Source organism: Pseudacidovorax sp. DMC4 (assembly GCF_056314265.1).
Window position 1 is genome coordinate 214,518 of record NZ_JBQUYR010000003.1, and the last position, 19,142, is coordinate 233,659.

Sequence of the window (19,142 nt, forward strand, 5' to 3'; positions counted from 1 at the left end):
GAGGACTCAGCGTCCGGCCGGCAAGCCCGTCGGCTGGATGTAGCCGAGCTTCCAGGCGAGCAGCAGGCACAGGAACAAAACCACCGACAACCCGATCCGAACGGTCAGCGCGCGAGCCATGCCACCCGGCCTGGACTTGCCGTCGCGTCCGCCGGTGAGCATGTGGTACAGCGCCCATGCCAGGCTGCCCAGGATGCCCATGAAGCCCAGGGCCACGAGATATTTCATGAGTTCGATTATGTGCGGCCCTGGCCGCGTTCATTGCCATGCGTGACCGGATGCGGGTTTCCTCTTCCTCGTCGCGCGCGCACCCTGCCGTGCGTTTCTGGATCATCACCCTGGCGGCCCTGCTGGTCGCGGCCACAGCGGTCGCCTTGGGCCGCTGGCAGCTTTCCCGTGCCGCGCAGAAGGAGGCTCTGCAGGCCAGCATCGAGACGCAGCAGGCGTATCCCGCCTTGGCAATGGAAGACTTCCTCGCGGTGGAGCAGCCCACCACCGAGCTCCATCGCAAGGTGCGGTTGCGCGGGCTCTGGCTGCCGACGCAGACGGTCTTCCTCGACAACCGCCAGATGCACGGGCAGCCCGGCTTCTACGTGCTCACGCCCCTCGCCCTGGAGGGCACCACGCAGACGCTGATGGTCCAGCGCGGCTGGGTCCCGCGCAATTTTTCGGACCGCACGCAACTGCCGCCGATCGACACACCCGCCGGCCTGGTGGACATCGAGGCCCGCATCGAACTGCCGCCCGCCAAGCTGCTGCAGTTGGGTGCCGATCCGCCGGCCCAGCCCGCGTCCGCCGCGCAGCCCGGAACCGAAAAGCCCGCAGACGTGGCCCACGCCCGCATCCGGCAGAATCTGGACCTGGAGACTTTCCGCAACGAGACCGGGCTGCCGCTGCGCACCGATTTTTCGCTGCAGCAGGTCGGCCCTGCCTCCGAAGGCCTGCTGCGCGAGTGGCCGGCACCGGCGCTGGGCATCGAAAAGCACTACGGCTACGCCTTCCAGTGGTTCGGGCTCGCCGCCCTGGTGGTCATCCTCTATGTCTGGTTCCAACTCATCGCGCCCCGCCGTCGCCGCTCTCGCTGACGAGCCCCTGGGCCTGACCGTCCATTCCATGCCTTCGCCGGGCGAGGCGTTGGGCATGGGCGCCGACGCCGGCCGACAGCGCAAGCGGGGCCGTTGGCAGATGACGCTGGTTCTGCTGTGCTGCGCGGCACCGGTGATCGCCTCCTACTTCACCTATTACGTGATCCGGCCGCAGAGCCGCAGCGTATTCGGCGAGCTGATCGATCCGCAGCGGCCGCTTCCGCCGATCGACGTCCGCACGGCCGATGGCACCCCGCAGCCGCTCGCCCAGCTCAAGGGCCAGTGGCTGTTGGTGGCGGTGGCCGGCGGCGCGTGCAACGAACTGTGCGAGCAGCAGCTCTACCTGCAGCGCCAGTTGCGGGAGACGCTTGGCCGTGAGAAGGACCGCGTGGATCGGGTCTGGCTGGTGTCTGACGATGCACCCATTCCCCAGCGGCTGAAGGCGGCGCTCGACGGTGCGACGGTGCTGCGCGTGCCCGCAGACACGTTGGGGGGGTGGCTGGCGCCGGCCTCAGGCGCATCGTTGGGCGAGCACCTGTACGTGGTGGACCCGATGGGCAACTGGATGATGCGCTTTCCCGCCCGCATGGACCTCAAGGGCGCGGCCAAGGCCAAGCGCGATCTCGACCGCCTGCTGCGCGCGTCGAGTTCGTGGGACCAGCCGGGGCGGTGATCGACGTGCAGACGCAGGCCCTCTATGACTTCGAACCCGTTGCGCTGCTTCTGCTGGGCGGTGCGCTGCTGGCGCTCGGCCCGGTGCTGTGGGTGTGGCGACGCAACGCCGGCGCGGGCGCGGCGCGCCGCCTGCATGCGCTCACGGTGCTGACGCTCTTCCTCACCTTCGACCTCACGCTGTTCGGCGCCTTCACGCGCCTCACCGATTCCGGTTTGGGCTGCCCCGACTGGCCGGGTTGCTACGGCAATGCCAGCCCCCTGGGCGCGCGCCACGAGATCGCCATGGCGCAGTCGGCCCAGCCGACGGGCCCCGTCACGCATGCCAAGGCCTGGATCGAGATGGTCCACCGCTACCTGGCCACGGGCGTCGGGGCACTCATCGTCACGTTGGCACTGGCGACTTGGTGGGCGCGGCGGCAGCAGCGGCTTCACCAGGGCGGTGAGCCGCAGGTCCTCAGTCCCCTGTGGCCCGCGGCCACGCTGGTGTGGGTGTGCCTGCAGGGCGCGTTCGGTGCCTTCACCGTCACCTGGAAGCTGTTCCCGGCCATCGTCACGCTGCATCTGATGGGCGCCGTCGTGCTGCTGATGCTGCTGTGCATCCAGGCCGTGCGCTACCAGCAGGCGGCCGCGGCCCGGCGGCCGGCCGCCGTCACTTCGTCGTTGCGCGGATGGCTGTGGCTGGGCATGGGCCTGCTGGTCGTGCAGATCGCACTCGGGGGCTGGGTCAGCACCAACTATGCGGTCCTCGCCTGCACCGAGTTCCCGAAGTGCCAGGGCAGCTGGTGGCCCACCATGAATTTCGCCCAGGGCTTCCAGCCCTGGCGCCACCTCGGCATGGATACCGCCGGGGCGCCCATCGAATTCGCCTCGCTCACGGCCATCCACTACACACACCGACTGATGGCTTACGCGGTCTTTGCCGTTCTCATCGTGCTCTTCCTCAAGCTCCGTCATGTTCCCGCATTGCGCACCCAGGCCCGCTGGCTCGGGGGCCTTGCTCTGCTGCAACTGGCCACCGGTCTCGGCAACGTGCTGCTGGGCTGGCCGCTGGCTGCGGCCGTGCTGCACACGGGCGGTGCCGCCGCGCTGGCCACGGTGATGACCTGGGCGCTGTGCGAGAGCCGAGTGCAACGGGGCGGCCTGCCGCAGGCACCGACGCGGCGTCCGGCCTTCGGTCCGCAGGAGGCTCGACCGTGAGCGCGCCAGCCCATCCCGCCCAGATGCCGGCCACCAGCGTGTGGCGGCAGTTCTACGCGCTCACCAAGCCGCGCGTGGTGCAGCTGATCGTGTTCTGCGCCCTCATCGGCATGGTGCTGGCCGTGCCCGAGGTGCCTACGCTGGCAGAGCTGCTGCGCATGGCCGAGGCCTGCCTTGGCATCTGGCTGGTCGCCGGTGCGGCCGCAGCCTTCAACTGCCTGGTCGAGAAGGGCATCGACGCCCGCATGAAGCGCACGGCCTGGCGGCCGACCGCCCGTGGTGAACTCTCCGACCGACAGGCGCTTCTGTTCTCTGCAGCGCTCTGTGCGCTCGGCTCGGCCATCCTGTGGTTCGCGGTCAACCCGCTGACGATGTGGCTCACCTTCGCCACCTTCGTGGGCTATGCCGTGGTCTACACCGTGGTGCTCAAGCCGCTCACGCCGCAGAACATCGTGATCGGCGGTGCCTCCGGCGCGATGCCGCCGGTGTTGGGCTGGGCCGCCATGACGGGCAGCGTCGACCCGGAGGCGCTGATCCTGTTCCTCATCATCTTCCTGTGGACGCCGCCGCACTTCTGGGCGCTGGCGCTTTACCGTGTGGAGGACTACCGCCGCGCCGGCCTGCCGATGCTGCCGGTGACGCACGGCAACGAATACACGCGGCTGCAGATCCTGCTCTACACGCTGATCCTGTTCGCGGCCTGCCTGATGCCGTTCATCTATCGCATGAGCGGCTGGCTCTACCTGCTGGCCGCCATTGCCGTGAGCGTGGGCTTCTGCGGCTATGCCTACGCCTTGCGGCGCCGCTATTCCGACCAACTGGCGCGCAAGACCTTCCGCTTCTCGCTCATCCATCTGAGCGTGCTGTTCGCAGCATTGCTGGTGGACCACTACGTCCTATGACCGACCGATTGCCTTCGCCTTCCTCGACGCTCGCGCATACGTTGCCGGCCCGGCGCCGCGCGCTGCAACTGCTGGGCGCCGGCTGCGCTGCCGTGGCGCTGGGTGCCTGCACCGATCCCAAGCCCAGCTTCCAGGCCGTGGACATAACCGGTGCCGACTATGCCAAGGACTTCCGCCTGACCGACATGAACGGCCGCGAGCGCACCATGGCGGACTTCAAGGGCAAGGCGGTGGTGCTCTTCTTCGGCTACGCACAGTGCCCCGACGTGTGCCCCACCACCATGAGCGAGATGCTCCAGGTGCGGGAGAAGCTGGGTGCCGATGGCCAGCGCGTGCAGGTGCTGTTCGTCACTGTCGATCCGGAGCGCGACACGGCCGAGGTGATGAAGGCCTACATGACCGCCTTCGACCCCAGCTTCCTGGCGCTGATCCCCACGACGGAGCAACTGCCCGCGCTGGCCAAGGACTTCAAGGTCTACTACAAGAAGGTGGAGGGCAAGACGCCCACCAGCTATTCGATGGACCATTCGGCCGCGAGCTTCGTCTACGACCCGCAAGGCCGGCTGCGTCTGTACGCCCGCTACGGCCTGGGCACCGACGCGATGGCCTCGGACCTCAAGACGCTGCTGGCGTCGAGCTGAGCCAGACCGTTGACGGGTGCGCCATCCGCGCGCAAGGTGTGCCGGAGGGCGGACGCCCAATGAAAAACCCGGCTTCGGCCGGGTTTCATTGGTAGCGCGCGGCGAAGCTCAGGCGTATTCGGCCAGCGCCTTCTTCATCTTCTTCATCGCCGCCGACTCGATCTGGCGGATGCGCTCGGCCGACACGCCGTAATCGGCGGCCAACTCGTGCAGCGTCATGCCGCCGGAACCGTCGTCATTCACCTTGAGCCAGCGCTCTTCCACGATGCGGCGGCTGCGCGGGTCCAGCGTCTCCAGCGCGGTCGCGATGCCGTCGGTGGACAGGCGATCGCGCTGGCGCGACTCGAGTTGCGCCGTCGGCTCTTGCGTTGCGTCGGCCAGATAGGCGATGGGGCCGAAAGCCTCGTCGTCGCCGTCCGAAGGCGTCGGGTCCAGCATCACGTCACCACCCGACAGGCGGGTTTCCATCTCCACGACTTCTTCGCGCTTGACGTTCAGGTGCTCGGCCACCAGGCCGATCTCCTCGCTGTTGAGGGTTTCCCGATGCGTGTCGGCATCAACCGCCTCGGCCTTGAAACCCTGCTTGAGCGACCGCAGGTTGAAGAACAGCTTGCGCTGGGCCTTGGTGGTCGCCACCTTCACCATGCGCCAGTTCTTGAGGATGTACTCGTGAATCTCGGCCTTGATCCAGTGGATCGCGTAGCTCACTAGCCGCACGCCCTGGTCTGGATCGAAGCGGCGGACGGCCTTCATCAGGCCGATGTTGCCTTCCTGGATCAGGTCGCCGTGCGGCAGCCCATAGCCCAGGTATTGGCGGGAAATCGAGATCACCAGACGCAGGTGCGACAGGATCAGCGCACCGGCGGCCTGCAGGTCGCCTTCGTCGCGCAGACGGCGCGCGAAGTTGCGCTCTTCTTCCTGGGAGAGCAGGGGCAGGCGATTGGCCGCCGAGATGTAGGCGTCCAGGTTGCCCAGCGGGGGCACCATCGCCCACGGGTTGGCAACGGCCAGTGACTGCGAAGACACAGCAGACAGGTTGGACATCGGGGTTACTCCTTGCTTGAGGATATTAGCACTCGGGAGGTTGGAGTGCTAACGCCCGGGTGAGTTCCCATCATTCCCGCATAGTCGATAGTTTTTATTGGTAGGACGTGGACGCCGCCGATACGCCGACGCGTCCTGCGCTCGGGCTGAACCCACCTTGGTGGAGTCCATGAGCTCCGCTTCGCCCGAAGGAGAGCACCGACTGGCTGGGTTAGAGCTCGGCTGGTGGCGCTGCGTTCCCGCCGGGGCGGAACGCAGCGCCTTTCCGGCTCAACCCAGCAGGTTGTGGAGCAGGCCCGACACGGCGCCCACGGGGCTGTTCGCCGCACCCGTGGCCGTACCGCTGGACACGGGCTCGGTGGTGCTCGCGACGGTGCCGACCAGGCTGCCCAGCAGCCCGCCGACCGCGCCGTCACCGGAAAGCAGGCCCCCTGCAGAGCCGGCGAGCCCGCCACCCAGCAGCCCGCTGTCTCCGGCGACGGTATCGAGCACGCCAGCCAGCGCGCCGTTGTCGCCCAGAACGCTGTCCAACAGGTCATTGGCGCCGGTGGCCCCGCTCAGCGCACCACCGACCGGCCCGTTACCACCCAGGACGCCGTCCAGCAGATCCCCGCCCGTGACGTTGCCCAGCACGCCGTCGGCGCCTGCAACGGTATCCAGCAGGCCACCGACGATGCCGTCTTCGCCGAGCAGGCCGCCGACGGCGTCGCCGCCTGTCAGGTTGCCGCTGGCGATGCCGCCCAGCAGGCCATCGTCACCCAGCACATTCCCCAGCAGATCGCCCCCCAGGAGTTCGCCGCCGGTCACGCTGCCCAGCAGGCCGCCGTCGCCGGCCACGGTGTCGAGCAGACCGCCCACGATGCCGGTGTCGCCAGCGATGCCGCCGAGCAGGTCACCGCCGGTGAGACCACCCAGCAGACCGTCCTGGCCCAGCACGCCGCCGAGCAAGTCACCTCCCAGCAGGTCACCCCCAGTGACGCCACCCAGCAGGCCGTCGCTGCCGAGCACGCCGCCCAGCAGGTCGCCGCCGAGTGCACCGTCGGTGATGTTCGCCACGCTGTCGGTCACGTAGTCCACCTGCTGTGTCACGCCGGAGAGGACGTCGTGCACGATGTTCGAGCCCAGCAGCCCTTCGCTCAGCGGCGAGACCAGGCCGTCCACCGCACCGGTGGCCGTGCCCACGACGTCATCCACGGGGTCCAGCACGTTCGGATCGTTGGCCGTGAAGCTGTCGCCCAGCAGCGGCGACAGCGCACCGCTGACCGTGCCGCCGACGTTGTCCACCAGACCCGTGACCGGTGCCAGCGTGTCCGACAGGCCCAGCTCGCCCACCAGGGGCAGGCTGTCCAGGCTGGCGACGGTGTCGGAGGCCACGCCCACCGCGGGGTCCAGCAGCTGGTTGCCCGTGCCACCGTCGCCCCCGCCGGTCAGGCCGCCAAGGAGGCCTCCCAGCAGGCCATCGTCACCCAGCACGCCACCGAGCAGATCGCCGCCCAGCAAGTCACCACCAGTGAGGCCACCCAGCAGACCGTCCTCGCCCAGCACGCCGCCGAGCAGATCCCCACCCAGCAGGTCACCACCGGCGAGGCCGCCCAGCAGCCCGTCTTCACCCAGCACGCCGCCGCCCAGCAAGTCACCACCAGTGAGGCCACCGAGCAGGCCGTCTTCACCGAGAACGCCGCCGAGCAGGTCTCCGCCGAGGAGCTCGCCTCCCAGCAGGCCGCCCACGACGCCGTTCTCGCCGACCAGACCGCCCACCAGGCCGTCCTCGGTCAGCAGGCCACCGACCAGGCCGTTGTCGCCCAGCACGCCACCCAGCAGCCCCTGGTCGCCCAGCACGGCATCCAGCGGGCCGCCGAGCGTGCCCCCCACCAAGCCGCCGATCAGACCGTCCTCGCCCAGCAGCGTGTCGGTCAGCCCGTCGACGATGCCGCCGTTGCCGACCACGCCACCGAGCAGGCCGTTGTCGGCCACCAGGCCGCCGACCAGGCCATCCTCGGCCAGCAGCCCGCCCACCAGGCCGTTCTCGGTCAGCAGCCCGCCGACGAGGCCGTCGTCGCCGAGCACGCCGCCCAGCAGGTTGCCGACGACGCCGTCCTCGGCGAGCAGGCCGTCCACCACGCCGTCCAGGCCGGTGGCGCCGAGCACGCCGCCCAGGGGGCCGTCGCTGCTCACGAGGTTGTCCAGCAGGTTGACGACGGCATCGGTGACGTAGTCGACCTGGGTGTCGAGGGAGCCGAGCACGGCGCCCGTGGTGCCGCTGCCCAGGAGGTCGTCCACGACAGGGGTGAGCACGGTGCCCAGGCCGTCGGTGACGCTGTCGACGCTCTGGTCGACGGGGTCGAGGGCGTTGGGGTCGTTGGCGGTGAATTCGGAGCCGACCAGGGGCGAGAGGGTGTTGTCCAGCACGGTGGTCACGTTGTCGACGACGCTGACCACGGGGTTGAGCGAGTCGCCCAGGCCCAGGGCATCGGAGACGCCACCGACGACGGTGCCGCCGAGGCTGTCGGTGGGATCGAGCAGGGCATCGGCGTCTGCGTCTGCGTCGGCATCGGCATCTGCATCTGCATCTGCATCTGCATCCGCATCCGCATCCGCATCCGCATCCGCATCCGCATCCGCGTCAGCATCGGCATCGGCATCGGCATCGGCATCGGCATCGGCATCGGCATCGGCATCGGCATCGGCATCGGCATCGGCATCCGCGTCGGCATCGGCATCGGCATCGGCATCGGCATCGGCATCGGCATCGGCGTCGGCATCGGCGTCGGCATCGGCATCGGCATCGGCATCGGCGTCGGCATCGGCATCGGCATCGGCATCGGCGTCGGCGTCGGCGTCGGCGTCGGCGTCGGCGTCGGCATCGGCATCGGCATCGGCATCGGCATCGGCATCGGCATCGGCATCGGCATCGGCATCAGCGTCAGCGTCAGCGTCAGCGTCAGCGTCAGCGTCAGCGTCAGCGTCAGCGTCAGCATCGCCGTCATCAGGCGGGGTCGTGGGCGGGTTGGTGCCGCCAGGCTGTGTGAGGAAGACGGGGAAGGCCGTGCCGTTGTCGTCGCCGCCGCCGGCCAGTGCGCCCAGGACCAGTCCACCGCCCAGGGCGGCCAGGGCGAACTCGCCGAGTCCGAGGCCGCCGGCCATCGGGGGCGCGCCCTTCTTCACGGCCAGCGCGGCGGAGTCGACGCCCGAGTCGACCTGCAGGTCGCCCGAGGCAAGCCCCACATCGAGCTGGGAGCCGCCGCCTTCGAGCGCGCGGGTGGTCACGGTGGCGTCCGTGCCACCGACGAAGGTGCCGCTGATCGGCTGGGTGTTCGGCCCCGTCGGGTTGAACACCACGCCTGCCTGGCCGTCCTGCGGCACCAAGACCCGGTCACCCGCCTGTAGCAATTGGTTGGCCTGCGCCGGGATGTCCACGCCATCGCGCACCACCATCACGCCGGGCGAAACGCTGGTCAGCGTTCCAATTCCGCCGGCGGCATTGGCGCTGCCACCCCCCATCGGAATTGGCGTGGCCATGACGCCCGCAGATGAGGCTTGCGCCATGAGTACAGGGGCCATGCCGGAATTGCCGGCCGTATCGGTCGTCGTCGTTGCCATCGCTCTTGCTCCACGCGTCTGGTTGAAAGATGCGGATGCAGGGGGCAAGACGTGTGCCGCAGCGAAAGCGGCCACGGGCACGCACAAAAGTGTGGATTTTTTGGCGTTTTGAGGGGGATGCCGGGGTCCTTGCCCAGGATGTTCCGGCGGGCGTTACGTAACGGCTGCGGTAACGAAGCGGTGACGTGCCGGGTGTCTAAGGGGCGCCATGAGGCTGCGCGAAACGTCGAAATTCAATTCGGAAGAAATAGACCGAACCGTGGAAAAACAATTCTTTTGCGTACGGGTTGCTGGCCAATCCGGGAATTGAAATTCGAGGCCAGGGGCCAATCGGAATCGGCACGGCCAATTGCTGGCAGGGGCTTGTCCCTCCCGCGGCCCGCGCGCGACGGGCGGTTCGACGCAGCCAGACTTTCCTGCGGGCGGGGCCATGGCAGGCCGGCGATCAGCTGCGCCGGTCCGCCGAAGCGGCGGCCGCGCATGGCGAGCCGCCGGGCCTGTGGCGCAATCAGCCTACCAGCGCCTGGGCAAACTCACGGGCGTCGAAGGTTTCGAGGTCCTCGAGCTTCTCGCCCACGCCGATGAAGTAGACCGGCACCGGCGCCGTGCCCGGTTTGGTCCGGGCGCGTTCCTCGCCCCAGCGGGCGATGGCGCAGAGCACGCCGCCCTTGGCCGTGCCGTCGAGCTTGGTCACCACCAGACCGGTGAGGCCCAGCGCATCGTCGAAAGCCTTGACCTGGGCCAGGGCGTTCTGGCCGGTGTTGCCATCGATGACCAGCAGCACCTCGTGCGGGGCGGCCACGCCGTCGGCCGAGCCGGTGTCGGCCTTGCCGATCACGCGCTTGATCTTCTTGAGCTCGTCCATCAGGTGCAGCTGCGTGGGCAGGCGGCCGGCGGTGTCGACCAGCACCACGTCCTTGCCCCGCGCCTTGCCGGCGTTGACCGCGTCGAAGGCCACCGCCGACGGGTCGCCGCCCGCCTGGCTGACGATCTCGACCAGGTTGCGGTCGGCCCAGATGGCGAGCTGCTCGCGCGCGGCAGCGCGGAAGGTGTCGGCCGCGGCCAGCAGCACCGTGCAGCCTTCGTTGGCCAGGTGCTTGGTGAGCTTGCCGATGGAGGTGGTCTTGCCCGCGCCGTTGACGCCCGCGACCATGATCACGGTGGGCGTGTGGCGGCCGATCTCCAGGGGCTTTTCCAGCGGCTTGAGCACCTCGGCCACGGCGTCCACCAGCAGGGCGCGCACGGCCTGGGGTGTGGTGGCGCTGTGGCGCCAGACGCGGTCCTTCAGGTCCTGCAGGATGTGCTCCGCGGCCGGGATGCCGGTGTCGGCCATCAGCAGCGCTTCTTCCAGCTGTTCGTAGAGCTCGTCGTCGATCTGGGCATTGACGAACACGGCCTGGATGCCGCTGCCGGTCTTCTTGAGCCCGGTGCGAAGGCGGTTGAGCCAGCCCTGCCGCGAAGGCTCGGAGGCCGGCTCGGCGACGACGGGCGGTGCCGACCGCACCACGGGCGTCGGCGGGGCGACCGGCACGGGGGCGGGCGTGGCGACACTGGCGGGCGGCGCTGTGGGAGCCGGTGGGGTCGGTGGGGTCGGTGGGGTCGGTGGCGTCACCAGTGCCGGGGCAACCGATGGGATGTCGCGGCCGGCAGGAGCGGGTGCCTGGGCCGGCGGCAGGACGGGGGGCACCTCAGGCATCGGCGCCGGGCTGGGTGTCGAGGTCGGGAGCTGCGGTGTAACCGACGGGCGGGGCGATGCGGGAGCGACCGGCGTCGGCGCGGGCGCCACCGGTGCCGCGGCGGGAGGCAGGGGCGAAGGCACCGGGGTCGGCGCGCTCGGCTTGTTTCCGAACCAGCTCGACGGCGAGAACACCGAGCGCCCGCCGCCGGCTTCAGGGGCCGGCGCAGGTGCAGGGGAGGGCGGGGAGCCGGCCGGCGCCGCAGGCTCCGCCGGCGGCTTTTTCTTGAAAAAACTGAACATCCAGGCGCTTTTTAGAATCCGAGCCATTCTATGAAACACCCCCCGCCGAGCCGCCGGCCCCTTGCTGCGGCCCTGCTGGCGGCCTGTCTTGCCCTGGCAGCGCCCGTCCATGCCCAGCAGCCCCCCGCCGAAGGGGCGCCCCTCACCCCCTCCGCATTGCCTTCGGCGGCCCAGCCGCCCCAGCAGTTCCGGCTGGCCAACGGCCTGACGCTGATCGTGCAGCCCGACCACCGTGCCCCCACGGCCGTGCAGATGCTGTGGGTGCGTGTCGGCTCCGTCGACGAGCTGGACGGCACCAGCGGTGTCGCGCACGTGGTCGAGCACATGATGTTCAAGGGCTCGGCCCAGCTCAAGCCGGGCGAGTTCTCGCGCCGCGTGGCGGCGCTGGGCGGGCGGGAGAACGCCTTCACCACCCGCGACTACACCGGCTACTACCAGCAGATCCCCGTCGAACGGCTGGAAGAGGCCATGCGGCTGGAGGCGGACCGCTTCGCCAGCAACCAGTGGCCGGACGACGAATTCAAGCGCGAGATCGAGGTGGTGAAGGAAGAACGCCGCATGCGCACCGAAGACCAGCCCCGCGCACTGCTGGGCGAGCAGCAGAACGCGGCCATCTTCGACGCCTCGCCCTACCGGCGGCCGGTGGTCGGCTGGATGAGCGACCTGTCGGCCATGACGCCCGACGACGTGCGTGCCTTCTATCGACGCTGGTACGTGCCCGACAACGCGGCCATCGTGGTGGCTGGCGATGTCGATCCGCAGAAGGTGCGGGCGATGGCCGAGCGCTACTACGGTCGCATCCCGGCGCGCGCCGTGCCGGTTCGCAAGCCCTACACCGAGCTGCCGCAGCGCGGCATCCGGCGCATCGAATTCAAGGCACCCGCCGAGCAGGCCTATGTGTCGCTGGCCTTCCGTGTGCCGCAGCTGGATTCCCTCGACGAGGACTCCGACGCCTGGGCCCTGCTGGTGCTGGCGGCGGTGCTGGACGGCTACAACGGCTCGCGGCTGGACCGTGCCCTGGTGCGCGGCCCCGAGCGCGTGGCCGACGGCGTGAGCGCCGGCTACGGCCTGTACGGCCGCGGGCCGCAGCTCTTCTACCTGACCGGCGTTCCGGCGGCCGGCAAGACCACCGAGGCTGTCGAGGCCGCCTTGCGTGCCCAGGTGGCGCGCATCGCCCAGGAAGGCGTCTCCGAGTCCGAACTCGCTCGCGTGAAGACGCAGTGGGTCGCCAGCGAAACCTACAAGCGCGACTCGGTCATGGCCCAGGCGCGCGAGCTGGGCAGCCAGTGGGTGCAGGGCCTGCCGCTCGACGCCGATGCCCGCATGCTGGCCAAGCTGCTGGCCGTGACGCCGGCCCAGGTGCAGGCCGTCGCCGGCCGCTATTTCGGGGACGACCAACTGACCGTCGCCACGCTGCGGCCGCAGCCCATGTCGTCGGCGGCCAAGCGGCCGCGCAGCCCCTTCGGCCCGGTGGGAGAGATCCGATGAAGCGCGCTCTTGTCCTGATGCGGCGCTGTCGCCGCACCGCCCTGCTGGCCGTGCTGGCCGGCGCCGCCGGCCTGGCCCAGGCGGGCGTGGCGATCGAACACTGGCGCCTGGCCAACGGCGCGCAGGTCTATCTGGCGCGCACCCCGGCCCTGCCCATCGTCGATGTGCAGATCGATGTCGACGCCGGCAGCCGGCGCGACCCCGCCGCCCAGTCCGGCCTGGCGGGCGCCACGGCCGGCATGGCCGAGAAGGGCGTGCGGGCCAGCGGCAGCGAACCCGCGCTGGACGAGAACCAGCTGGGCGAGGCCTGGGCCGACCTGGGCGCCGAGTTCGACGTCGGCGCCAGCGCCGACCGGATGAGCTTCAGCCTGCGCAGCCTGGCCGACCCGGCCCTGCTGGCCCGCGCGGCGGCCCTGGCCTCGCGCGAGATCGGCGAGCCGGCCTTCCCCGACGAGGTCTGGCGCCGTGAGCGCGAGCGCATCGCCGCCGGCCTGCGCGAGGCCGACACCCGGCCGGCCAGCGTCGCCGGACGCGCCTTCGCGCGCGATGTCTACGGCGGCCATCCCTACGGCCAGGAGATGACCCAGGCGACCCTGGCGGCCATCGGCATCGAGGACATGCGGCGCTTCCATGCCGAGTTCGTGCGGCCCTGCCGGGCCAAGGTGAGCGTGGTGGGTGCCATCGACCGGCCGGGCGCCGAGCGCCTGGCAACGCAGCTGCTCTCGCGCCTGCCGCAGCAGAGCTGCCCGGCGCTCGCCGCCGTGCCCGAGGTGCCGCCCCTGGCCGAGGCCCGTCTGGAGCGCATTCCCTTCGACGCCGCGCAGGTGCATGTGTGGATCGGCCAGCCGGGCTACCGCCGGGCCGATGCCGACCACTTCGCGCTCACGCTGGGCAACTACATCCTGGGCGGCGGTGGCTTCGTCTCGCGCCTGACCGAGGCGGTGCGCGAGAAGCGCGGGCTGGCCTACAGCGTCTACAGCGGCTTCTCGCCCGGGCTGCATGCAGGGGCCTTCCGCATCGGCTTCCAGACCCGGCCCGAACAGGCCGAGCAGGCGGTGACCGTGGCGCGCGAGGTGCTGGAGAAGTTCGTCGCCGAGGGGCCGACGGCGGCCGAACTGCAGGCGGCCAAGGACAACCTGATCGGCGGCTTTCCCCTGCTGCTGGACAGCAACCGCAAGCTGCTGGGCAACGTGGCCAACATCGCGTGGAACGACCTGCCCCTGGACTACCTCGACACCTGGCGCGAACGCGTGAACGCCGTCACCGTCGAGGATGTGCGCGCCGCCTTCCAGCGCAAGCTGCAGCCGCAGCGCATGGTGACGGTCATCGTGGGCGGCACGGACAAGGCGCGCTGAGCACGGCGCGGGGCGCATCGGCGCCCCCGCGTCCTCGGTCCGGGTCATGGGCGCCGTTAAGCTCGGCCCGATGAACCGAAGCAAGTCCTCCACGAAGGCCGGTGCGGGCCGGCCCCACGAAGTCCGCATCATCGGCGGCGCGTGGCGCCGCACGCGGCTGCCCGTCGCCGATCGGCCCGGTCTGCGCCCCACGCCCGACCGGGTCCGCGAGACCCTCTTCAACTGGCTGGCCAGCCTGGCGGGTGCCAGCGGCGGGGAGTTGCCGGGCTGGCGCTGCATCGACGTCTTCGCGGGTACCGGCGCGCTCGGCTTCGAGGCGGCCTCGCGCGGTGCGGCCGAGGTGCTGGTCTGCGAGCAGGATGCCGCGCTGCTGCAGCAGATGAAGGCCACGCGCGACAAGCTGCAGGCCGATGCCGTGCAGGTGCAGCGTGGCGATGGCACCGCCTGGCTGGAGCGCAGCAGCCCGCGCCACTGGCATGCCATCTTCCTCGACCCGCCCTTCGAACAGGCGGCGCTGTACGAGCGCGCACTCAAGGCCGCGGCGGCAGCGCTGCAGCCCGACGGCGTGGTCTATCTGGAGGCCGACCAGGCCTGGACCGACGAGCGCCTTGCGCCTTACGGGCTGGCCGTCTTCCGCCACCTCAAGGCAGGCGCTGTGCATGCGCACCTGCTCAAGCCCCTGGCACCGGCGACCTGACGCGCGTCCGCGCGTACCCGGGCGCGATATGGTGCAGTGCAGCGTGGCGTACATAATGCGCGCCGAGACAACCCCCGGCCCCCGACCCAGGAGGAAGAGATGACGACCGATGTGATAGCCGTCTACCCCGGCACCTTCGACCCCATGACGCTTGGCCATGAGGACGTGGTCCGCCGTGCCACGCAGCTGTTCCCGAAGGTGATCGTGGCCGTCGCGGCCGGACACCACAAGAAGGCGCTGTTCTCGCTGGCCGAGCGCATCGAGATGGCCCGCGCCGTGGCCGAGCCCTTTGGCGACCGGGTGACGGTCGAGAGCTTCTCGGGCCTGCTGCGCGACTTCGTGGTCGAGCGCGGCGGCAAGGCCATGGTGCGCGGCCTGCGCGCCGTGACGGACTTCGATTACGAATTCCAGCTGGCCGGCATGAACCGTTCGCTCATGCCCGAGGTCGAGACCGTCTTCCTCACGCCCAGCGACAAGTACCAGTTCATCTCCAGCACCTTCGTGCGCGAGATCGCCATGCTCGGCGGCGAGGTGGACAAGTTTGTCTCGCCGCACGTGCAGGAGCGGCTGGCCGCCAAGGTGCGCAGCCTGGGCCGCGAATGAGGCGGGTGGGCGGACCCGTGCACATTCCGGGCTCGCCCGCCGTCCTTCGCGCGGCATGAACGCGCGGGCCCTTCCCCGCCTCCACGCCCTGGGCGACGCCGCCCTGCTGTGCGAGCTGCCGCCGCCTGCCACGCTGCTGGCGCAGCAACGCATCTGGGCCCTGGCGCGCGAGGCCGCCGCGTGGCCCGAGGTGCAGGAGGTGCTCCCGGGCATGAACAACCTCACCCTGCTGTTCGATCCGCAGCAGGTCGATGCCGGCGAGCTGGAGTTGCGCGTGCTCACCGCATGGCCCGCGCTCGCCGTCGAGGCCCCGGGCGCTGGCCGCGTCGTGGAGATCCCGGTCGCCTATGGCGGAGAGCACGGCCCCGACCTGGACGATGTCGCCCGTCACACGGGCCTGTCTCCGGCCGAGGTGGTGCGCCGCCATGCGGCCGGCGAGTACGTGGTCTACCTGCTGGGCTTTTTGCCCGGCTTCGCCTTCATGGGCGGCCTTGCGCCCGAGCTGCACACGCCGCGCCGGCGCGAGCCGCGCACCGCGGTGCCGGCGCGGTCGGTGGGCATCGGCGGTGCGCAGACGGGCATCTATCCGCTCGACTCGCCGGGCGGCTGGCAGCTGATCGGCCGCACCGCGCTCACGCTGTTCGACCCGGCGGCCGAGCCGCCCACGCTGCTGCAGCCGGGCGATCGGGTGCGCTTCGTGCCTGAGAGCGTGACGCTGTGATCCTCGTCCACAAGCCCGGGCTGCTCGCCTCGGTCCAGGACCTGGGCCGCGAGGGCCATCGCCAGCGCGGCATCTGCCCGGGCGGCGCGCTGGACCGCGCGGCGCTGGCGGTGGCCAACCGGCTGGTGGGCAATGCGTGTGGCGCCGCCGGGCTCGAACTCACGATGGGCAACGCCGAGTTGCGTTTCGAGGCGCCGACGCGCATCGCACTGATGGGCGACGACTTCGGCGCCCGCCTGGACGGTCGCGCGTTGCGCCCGGGGTGGAGCGTGCCCGTGCAGGCGGGCGCGCGCCTGGTGCTGGGTGGCGTCAATGCGCAGGCGGGCAAGGCCGGCGTGCGCAGCTGGCTGGCCGTGGCGGGTGGCATCGACGTGCCGCAGGTGCTGGGCTCGCGCAGCACGGACCTCAAGGCCGGCTTCGGCGGGCTGGACGGTCGGGCGCTGAAGAAGGGCGACCGGCTGCCGCTGGGCGTGTCCGCGCTGACGGAGGCGCAGCGCGCGCGGCCCGCCTTCGGTATCCATCCGCTCGACCCCTGGCGCGACGAGGGCGCGGCGGAGCCGGTCTGCGTGCTGCCGCCCGAAGAGGGCGTGTGGCCGCTGCGCGTGATGCCCGGGCCCGAATACGCGCAGTTCGGCGCCGCGGCGCGCACGCAGTTCTGGCAGGCCGCCTGGCGCATCACGCCGCAGAGCAACCGCATGGGCAGCCGGCTCGACGGCCCGCCGCTGCGGCGCGAGCAGGAGGCCGACATGCTCTCCGCCGGTGTGGTGCCCGGCACCATCCAGGTCCCGCCTTCGGGCCAGCCCATCGTGCTGATGGGCGATGCCCAGACCACCGGCGGCTATCCGCGCATCGGCGTGGTGATCCGCGCCGACCTGTGGAAGCTGGCGCAGGCGCCGCTGGGCAGCCGGCTGCACATGGTCGAGGTCGACGCCGCCGCGGCGGCGCGGGCCTGGCAGGCGCTCGAACGTTGGCGCCACGACATCGACCGCGGCCTCGCCGCGCTCGGCTGGCCGGCCGCGCCGCCAGTACGCCTCTGACTCTCTTTCTGGAGCAAGGAACCATGCAGATCGACCTGAATGCCGACCTCGGCGAAGGCGCCGGCAACGACGAAGCCCTGCTGGGCCTGGTGAGTTCGGCCAACATCGCCTGCGGCTGGCATGCCGGCGATGCCGTGACCATGCAGCAGTGCGTGCGCTGGGCGCTGGCCAAGGGCGTGGCCATCGGCGCGCATCCCAGCTTTCCGGACCGCGAGAACTTCGGCCGCAGCGCCATGCAACTGCCGCCAGCGCAGATCGTGGCCGACATGCTCTACCAGATCGGCGCGCTGGACGCGATCGTGCGCGCCGAAGGCGGACGCCTGGCGCACGTCAAGCCGCACGGCATGCTCTACAACCAGGCCGTGAAGGAACCCGAGCTGGCCGCAGCGCTGTGCGAGGCGGTGCGCCGCTTCGACCCCTCGCTCAAGTTCTTCGGCCTGGCCGGCAGCGGCATGATCGACGCGGCGCGGGCCGCCGGCCTCACGCCCGTGGAAGAGGTCTTCGCCGACCGCGGCTACATGCCCGACGGCAGCCTGGTGCCGCGCAGCCAGCCGGGCGCGCTGATCGAGAGCGAGGAGCAGTCGCTCGCGCAGACGCTGTCGCTGGTGCGCGACCGGCAGGTCACCGCCATCGACGGCAGCGTGGTGCCGGTCAACGCGCAGAGCGTGTGCCTGCATGGGGACGGCGCCCATGCGCTGGCCTTCGCGCGCCGCATCCGCGAGCGCCTGGCGGCCGAGGGCATCGGCGTCGCGCCCTTCGCGGGCTGACGCTCGCTTTCGCCCTTGGCGCCGGGCAGGCAGCGCAGGCGCTCAGCCCAGCGTGTCGTACACGCCCTTCTCGAAGCGATAGAGCAGCTCCATCACCCGTGCATCCGCGAAAGGGAAGGTCTGCGTCGCCAGCAGCCCGGCGATGCCGGTGTGCGGGTCGATCCAGAAGAAGCTGTTGGCCAGCCCCGCCCACGACAGGCTGCCGGCGGGCCGGCCGGTGGGCGCCGGCTGCTCGTTGATCTGGAAGGCCAGGCTCCAGCGCTTGGTGATTCCGGGAAAGAACTCCGCGTCGGCCGTGAGCGGGATGGCCGCCTTGAGCAGGCTCACGCGCGCATTGCCGATCTGGTTGAGCGACAGGTGCGTGGTCACCGTCTCGGGCCGCAGCACGCGCTCGCCGTCGAGCTGGCCCAGGTTGAGCACCATGCGCATGAAGCGCGCGTAGTCGCCCATGGTGCTGTAGAGCCCGCCGCCGCCCATGTGGAATTCGGGCTCCTGCGCGATCTCGAAGGGGAAGGGCGCGAAGGCGCCGTCCTCGCCCCGCAGGTGCACGCCGGCCAGGCGCTGGCGCATGTCGGGCGTGATGCGAAAGCCGGTGCTCGCCATGCCCAGCGGCTCCCAGAGGTTCTGGCGCATGAATTCGCCCAGCGTCAGGCCGCTGACGGCCTCGACCATGCGGCCGGCCCAGTCGATGCCCACGCCGTATTCCCAGCGCTCGCCAGGGTCGGCCAGCAGCGGCAGCGTCAGGGCCTTGAGCTGGCAGCCGATGACGCCCGGGATGTCCAGCGCCGCCTGCACCTTCTGCATGTCGGGGTTCCAGATCTCGTAGCTGCAGCCGGAACTGTGCGAGAGCAGGTGGCGCAGCGTGACCGGCCGCCTGGGCGGCCGGGTGGTCGGCCGGCCCTCGGCGTCGAAGCCGGTCAGCACGCCCAGCTCGCCGATGGCGGGCACCACGCGGGCAGCGGGCGCGTCCAGGTCGAGCAGGCCGCGTTCCACGCACTGCACGGCCGCGACCGAGGTGACGGCCTTGGTCATGGAGGCGATCCAGAGCACGGTGTCGGGCGTCATGGCGACGCCGCTGCCAAGCTGGCGCTCGCCGGCGGCGCCTTCGTAGCGCAGGCCGTCGCGGTCGGCCACCAGGGCCACCACGCCGGGGGCCTGGCCGCTGGCCACGCCTTCGGCCAGGATCGTGTCGAGGGTCGTCTTGAGGGTCATGTCTGTCTCCTGTGTCGTTGGAAGCGCGCCTGCCGGGGTACGCATGCGGGCGCGGCGGCCGCGCGGGCGGCCTGCCGGAAAAAGTCTAGGAAGCCGGGGCGCCGGCGGCTCGCCGTATCGCGCCAACCGGCTGGCCGCTG

Annotated in this window: 17 protein-coding genes; 12 read left to right on the forward strand and 5 right to left on the reverse strand. The window is 70.7% G+C overall.

The genetic code is table 11. The features are described 5' to 3' along the window. Nucleotides 1–6: 6 nt before the first annotated feature. Entirely contained in the window at nucleotides 7–228 is a 222-nt protein-coding gene (locus ACT54X_RS07525; RefSeq protein ID WP_294369930.1) for a twin transmembrane helix small protein, read from the reverse strand. 50 nt (nucleotides 229–278) lie between these two features. Here ACT54X_RS07525 and ACT54X_RS07530 point away from each other — a divergent pair, with 50 nt between their 5' ends. The 5 genes from ACT54X_RS07530 to ACT54X_RS07550 are packed head-to-tail and all read left to right on the forward strand — an operon-like array spanning nucleotide 279 to nucleotide 4,500. Further along, on the forward strand, nucleotides 279–1,085 hold the full coding sequence (locus ACT54X_RS07530; protein ID WP_017761733.1) for an SURF1 family protein: 807 nt from the start codon (nucleotides 279–281) through the stop codon (nucleotides 1,083–1,085). Continuing rightward, nucleotides 1,039–1,758, forward strand: a complete 720-nt coding sequence (locus ACT54X_RS07535; RefSeq protein WP_294369927.1) for a thioredoxin domain-containing protein — start codon at nucleotides 1,039–1,041, stop codon at nucleotides 1,756–1,758. Before ACT54X_RS07530 ends, ACT54X_RS07535 begins: the two co-directional genes overlap by 47 nt. A gap of 5 nt (nucleotides 1,759–1,763) precedes the next feature. Next, entirely contained in the window at nucleotides 1,764–2,957 is a 1,194-nt protein-coding gene (locus ACT54X_RS07540; RefSeq protein WP_476346087.1) for a COX15/CtaA family protein, read from the forward strand. 23 nt (nucleotides 2,958–2,980) lie between these two features. Continuing rightward, a complete protein-coding gene (cyoE, locus tag ACT54X_RS07545) occupies nucleotides 2,981–3,859 on the forward strand; it encodes a heme o synthase (protein ID WP_294370366.1) in 879 nt (292 codons plus the stop codon). Continuing rightward, complete coding sequence (locus ACT54X_RS07550) at nucleotides 3,856–4,500, forward strand: SCO family protein (protein ID WP_294369923.1); 645 nt, start codon at nucleotides 3,856–3,858, stop codon at nucleotides 4,498–4,500. The genes cyoE and ACT54X_RS07550 overlap by 4 nt, the downstream gene beginning before the upstream one ends. 108 nt (nucleotides 4,501–4,608) lie before the next feature. Here the strand turns inward: ACT54X_RS07550 and rpoH are convergent, their stop codons facing one another. From rpoH to ftsY, 3 genes are all read right to left on the reverse strand, one after another. After that, nucleotides 4,609–5,544, reverse strand: coding sequence for an RNA polymerase sigma factor RpoH (gene rpoH / locus ACT54X_RS07555; RefSeq protein WP_017761728.1), 936 nt, complete (start codon nucleotides 5,542–5,544; stop codon nucleotides 4,609–4,611). Between the two features lie 270 nt (nucleotides 5,545–5,814). Continuing rightward, nucleotides 5,815–9,144: a hypothetical protein gene (locus ACT54X_RS07560; RefSeq protein ID WP_476345802.1), complete on the reverse strand. Its 3,330-nt coding sequence runs from the start codon at nucleotides 9,142–9,144 to the stop codon at nucleotides 5,815–5,817. 508 nt (nucleotides 9,145–9,652) lie between these two features. Next, a complete protein-coding gene (gene ftsY, locus ACT54X_RS07565; RefSeq protein WP_476345803.1) occupies nucleotides 9,653–11,122 on the reverse strand; it encodes a signal recognition particle-docking protein FtsY in 1,470 nt (489 codons plus the stop codon). 30 nt (nucleotides 11,123–11,152) lie between these two features. Between ftsY and ACT54X_RS07570 the strand changes: the two genes are divergently transcribed. The 7 genes from ACT54X_RS07570 to pxpA all read left to right on the forward strand — a co-directional run bounded on the left by ACT54X_RS07570 (nucleotide 11,153) and on the right by pxpA (nucleotide 17,790). After that, nucleotides 11,153–12,610, forward strand: coding sequence for a M16 family metallopeptidase (locus ACT54X_RS07570; RefSeq protein ID WP_294377650.1), 1,458 nt, complete (start codon nucleotides 11,153–11,155; stop codon nucleotides 12,608–12,610). Next, nucleotides 12,607–13,965, forward strand: a complete 1,359-nt coding sequence (locus ACT54X_RS07575) for a M16 family metallopeptidase (RefSeq protein WP_476345804.1) — start codon at nucleotides 12,607–12,609, stop codon at nucleotides 13,963–13,965. Before ACT54X_RS07570 ends, ACT54X_RS07575 begins: the two co-directional genes overlap by 4 nt. Nucleotides 13,966–14,035: 70 nt before the next feature. Then, nucleotides 14,036–14,662 (forward strand): 16S rRNA (guanine(966)-N(2))-methyltransferase RsmD, encoded by a 627-nt coding sequence (gene rsmD, locus ACT54X_RS07580; protein ID WP_294377646.1) that lies wholly within the window; start codon nucleotides 14,036–14,038, stop codon nucleotides 14,660–14,662. Between the two features lie 99 nt (nucleotides 14,663–14,761). After that, nucleotides 14,762–15,265: a pantetheine-phosphate adenylyltransferase gene (gene coaD / locus ACT54X_RS07585; protein ID WP_234196954.1), complete on the forward strand. Its 504-nt coding sequence runs from the start codon at nucleotides 14,762–14,764 to the stop codon at nucleotides 15,263–15,265. A gap of 55 nt (nucleotides 15,266–15,320) precedes the next feature. Next, a complete protein-coding gene (gene pxpB / locus ACT54X_RS07590) occupies nucleotides 15,321–15,986 on the forward strand; it encodes a 5-oxoprolinase subunit PxpB (protein WP_476345805.1) in 666 nt (221 codons plus the stop codon). After that, complete coding sequence (locus ACT54X_RS07595; RefSeq protein ID WP_476345806.1) at nucleotides 15,983–17,023, forward strand: 5-oxoprolinase subunit C family protein; 1,041 nt, start codon at nucleotides 15,983–15,985, stop codon at nucleotides 17,021–17,023. The genes pxpB and ACT54X_RS07595 overlap by 4 nt, the downstream gene beginning before the upstream one ends. 23 nt (nucleotides 17,024–17,046) lie before the next feature. Further along, nucleotides 17,047–17,790, forward strand: coding sequence for a 5-oxoprolinase subunit PxpA (gene pxpA, locus ACT54X_RS07600; RefSeq protein ID WP_476345807.1), 744 nt, complete (start codon nucleotides 17,047–17,049; stop codon nucleotides 17,788–17,790). Nucleotides 17,791–17,832: 42 nt separating this feature from the next. On the opposite strand, the gene ACT54X_RS07605 is transcribed toward pxpA, so the two are convergent. Further along, nucleotides 17,833–19,002 (reverse strand): serine hydrolase domain-containing protein, encoded by a 1,170-nt coding sequence (locus tag ACT54X_RS07605; protein WP_476345808.1) that lies wholly within the window; start codon nucleotides 19,000–19,002, stop codon nucleotides 17,833–17,835. Nucleotides 19,003–19,142 lie beyond the last annotated feature (140 nt).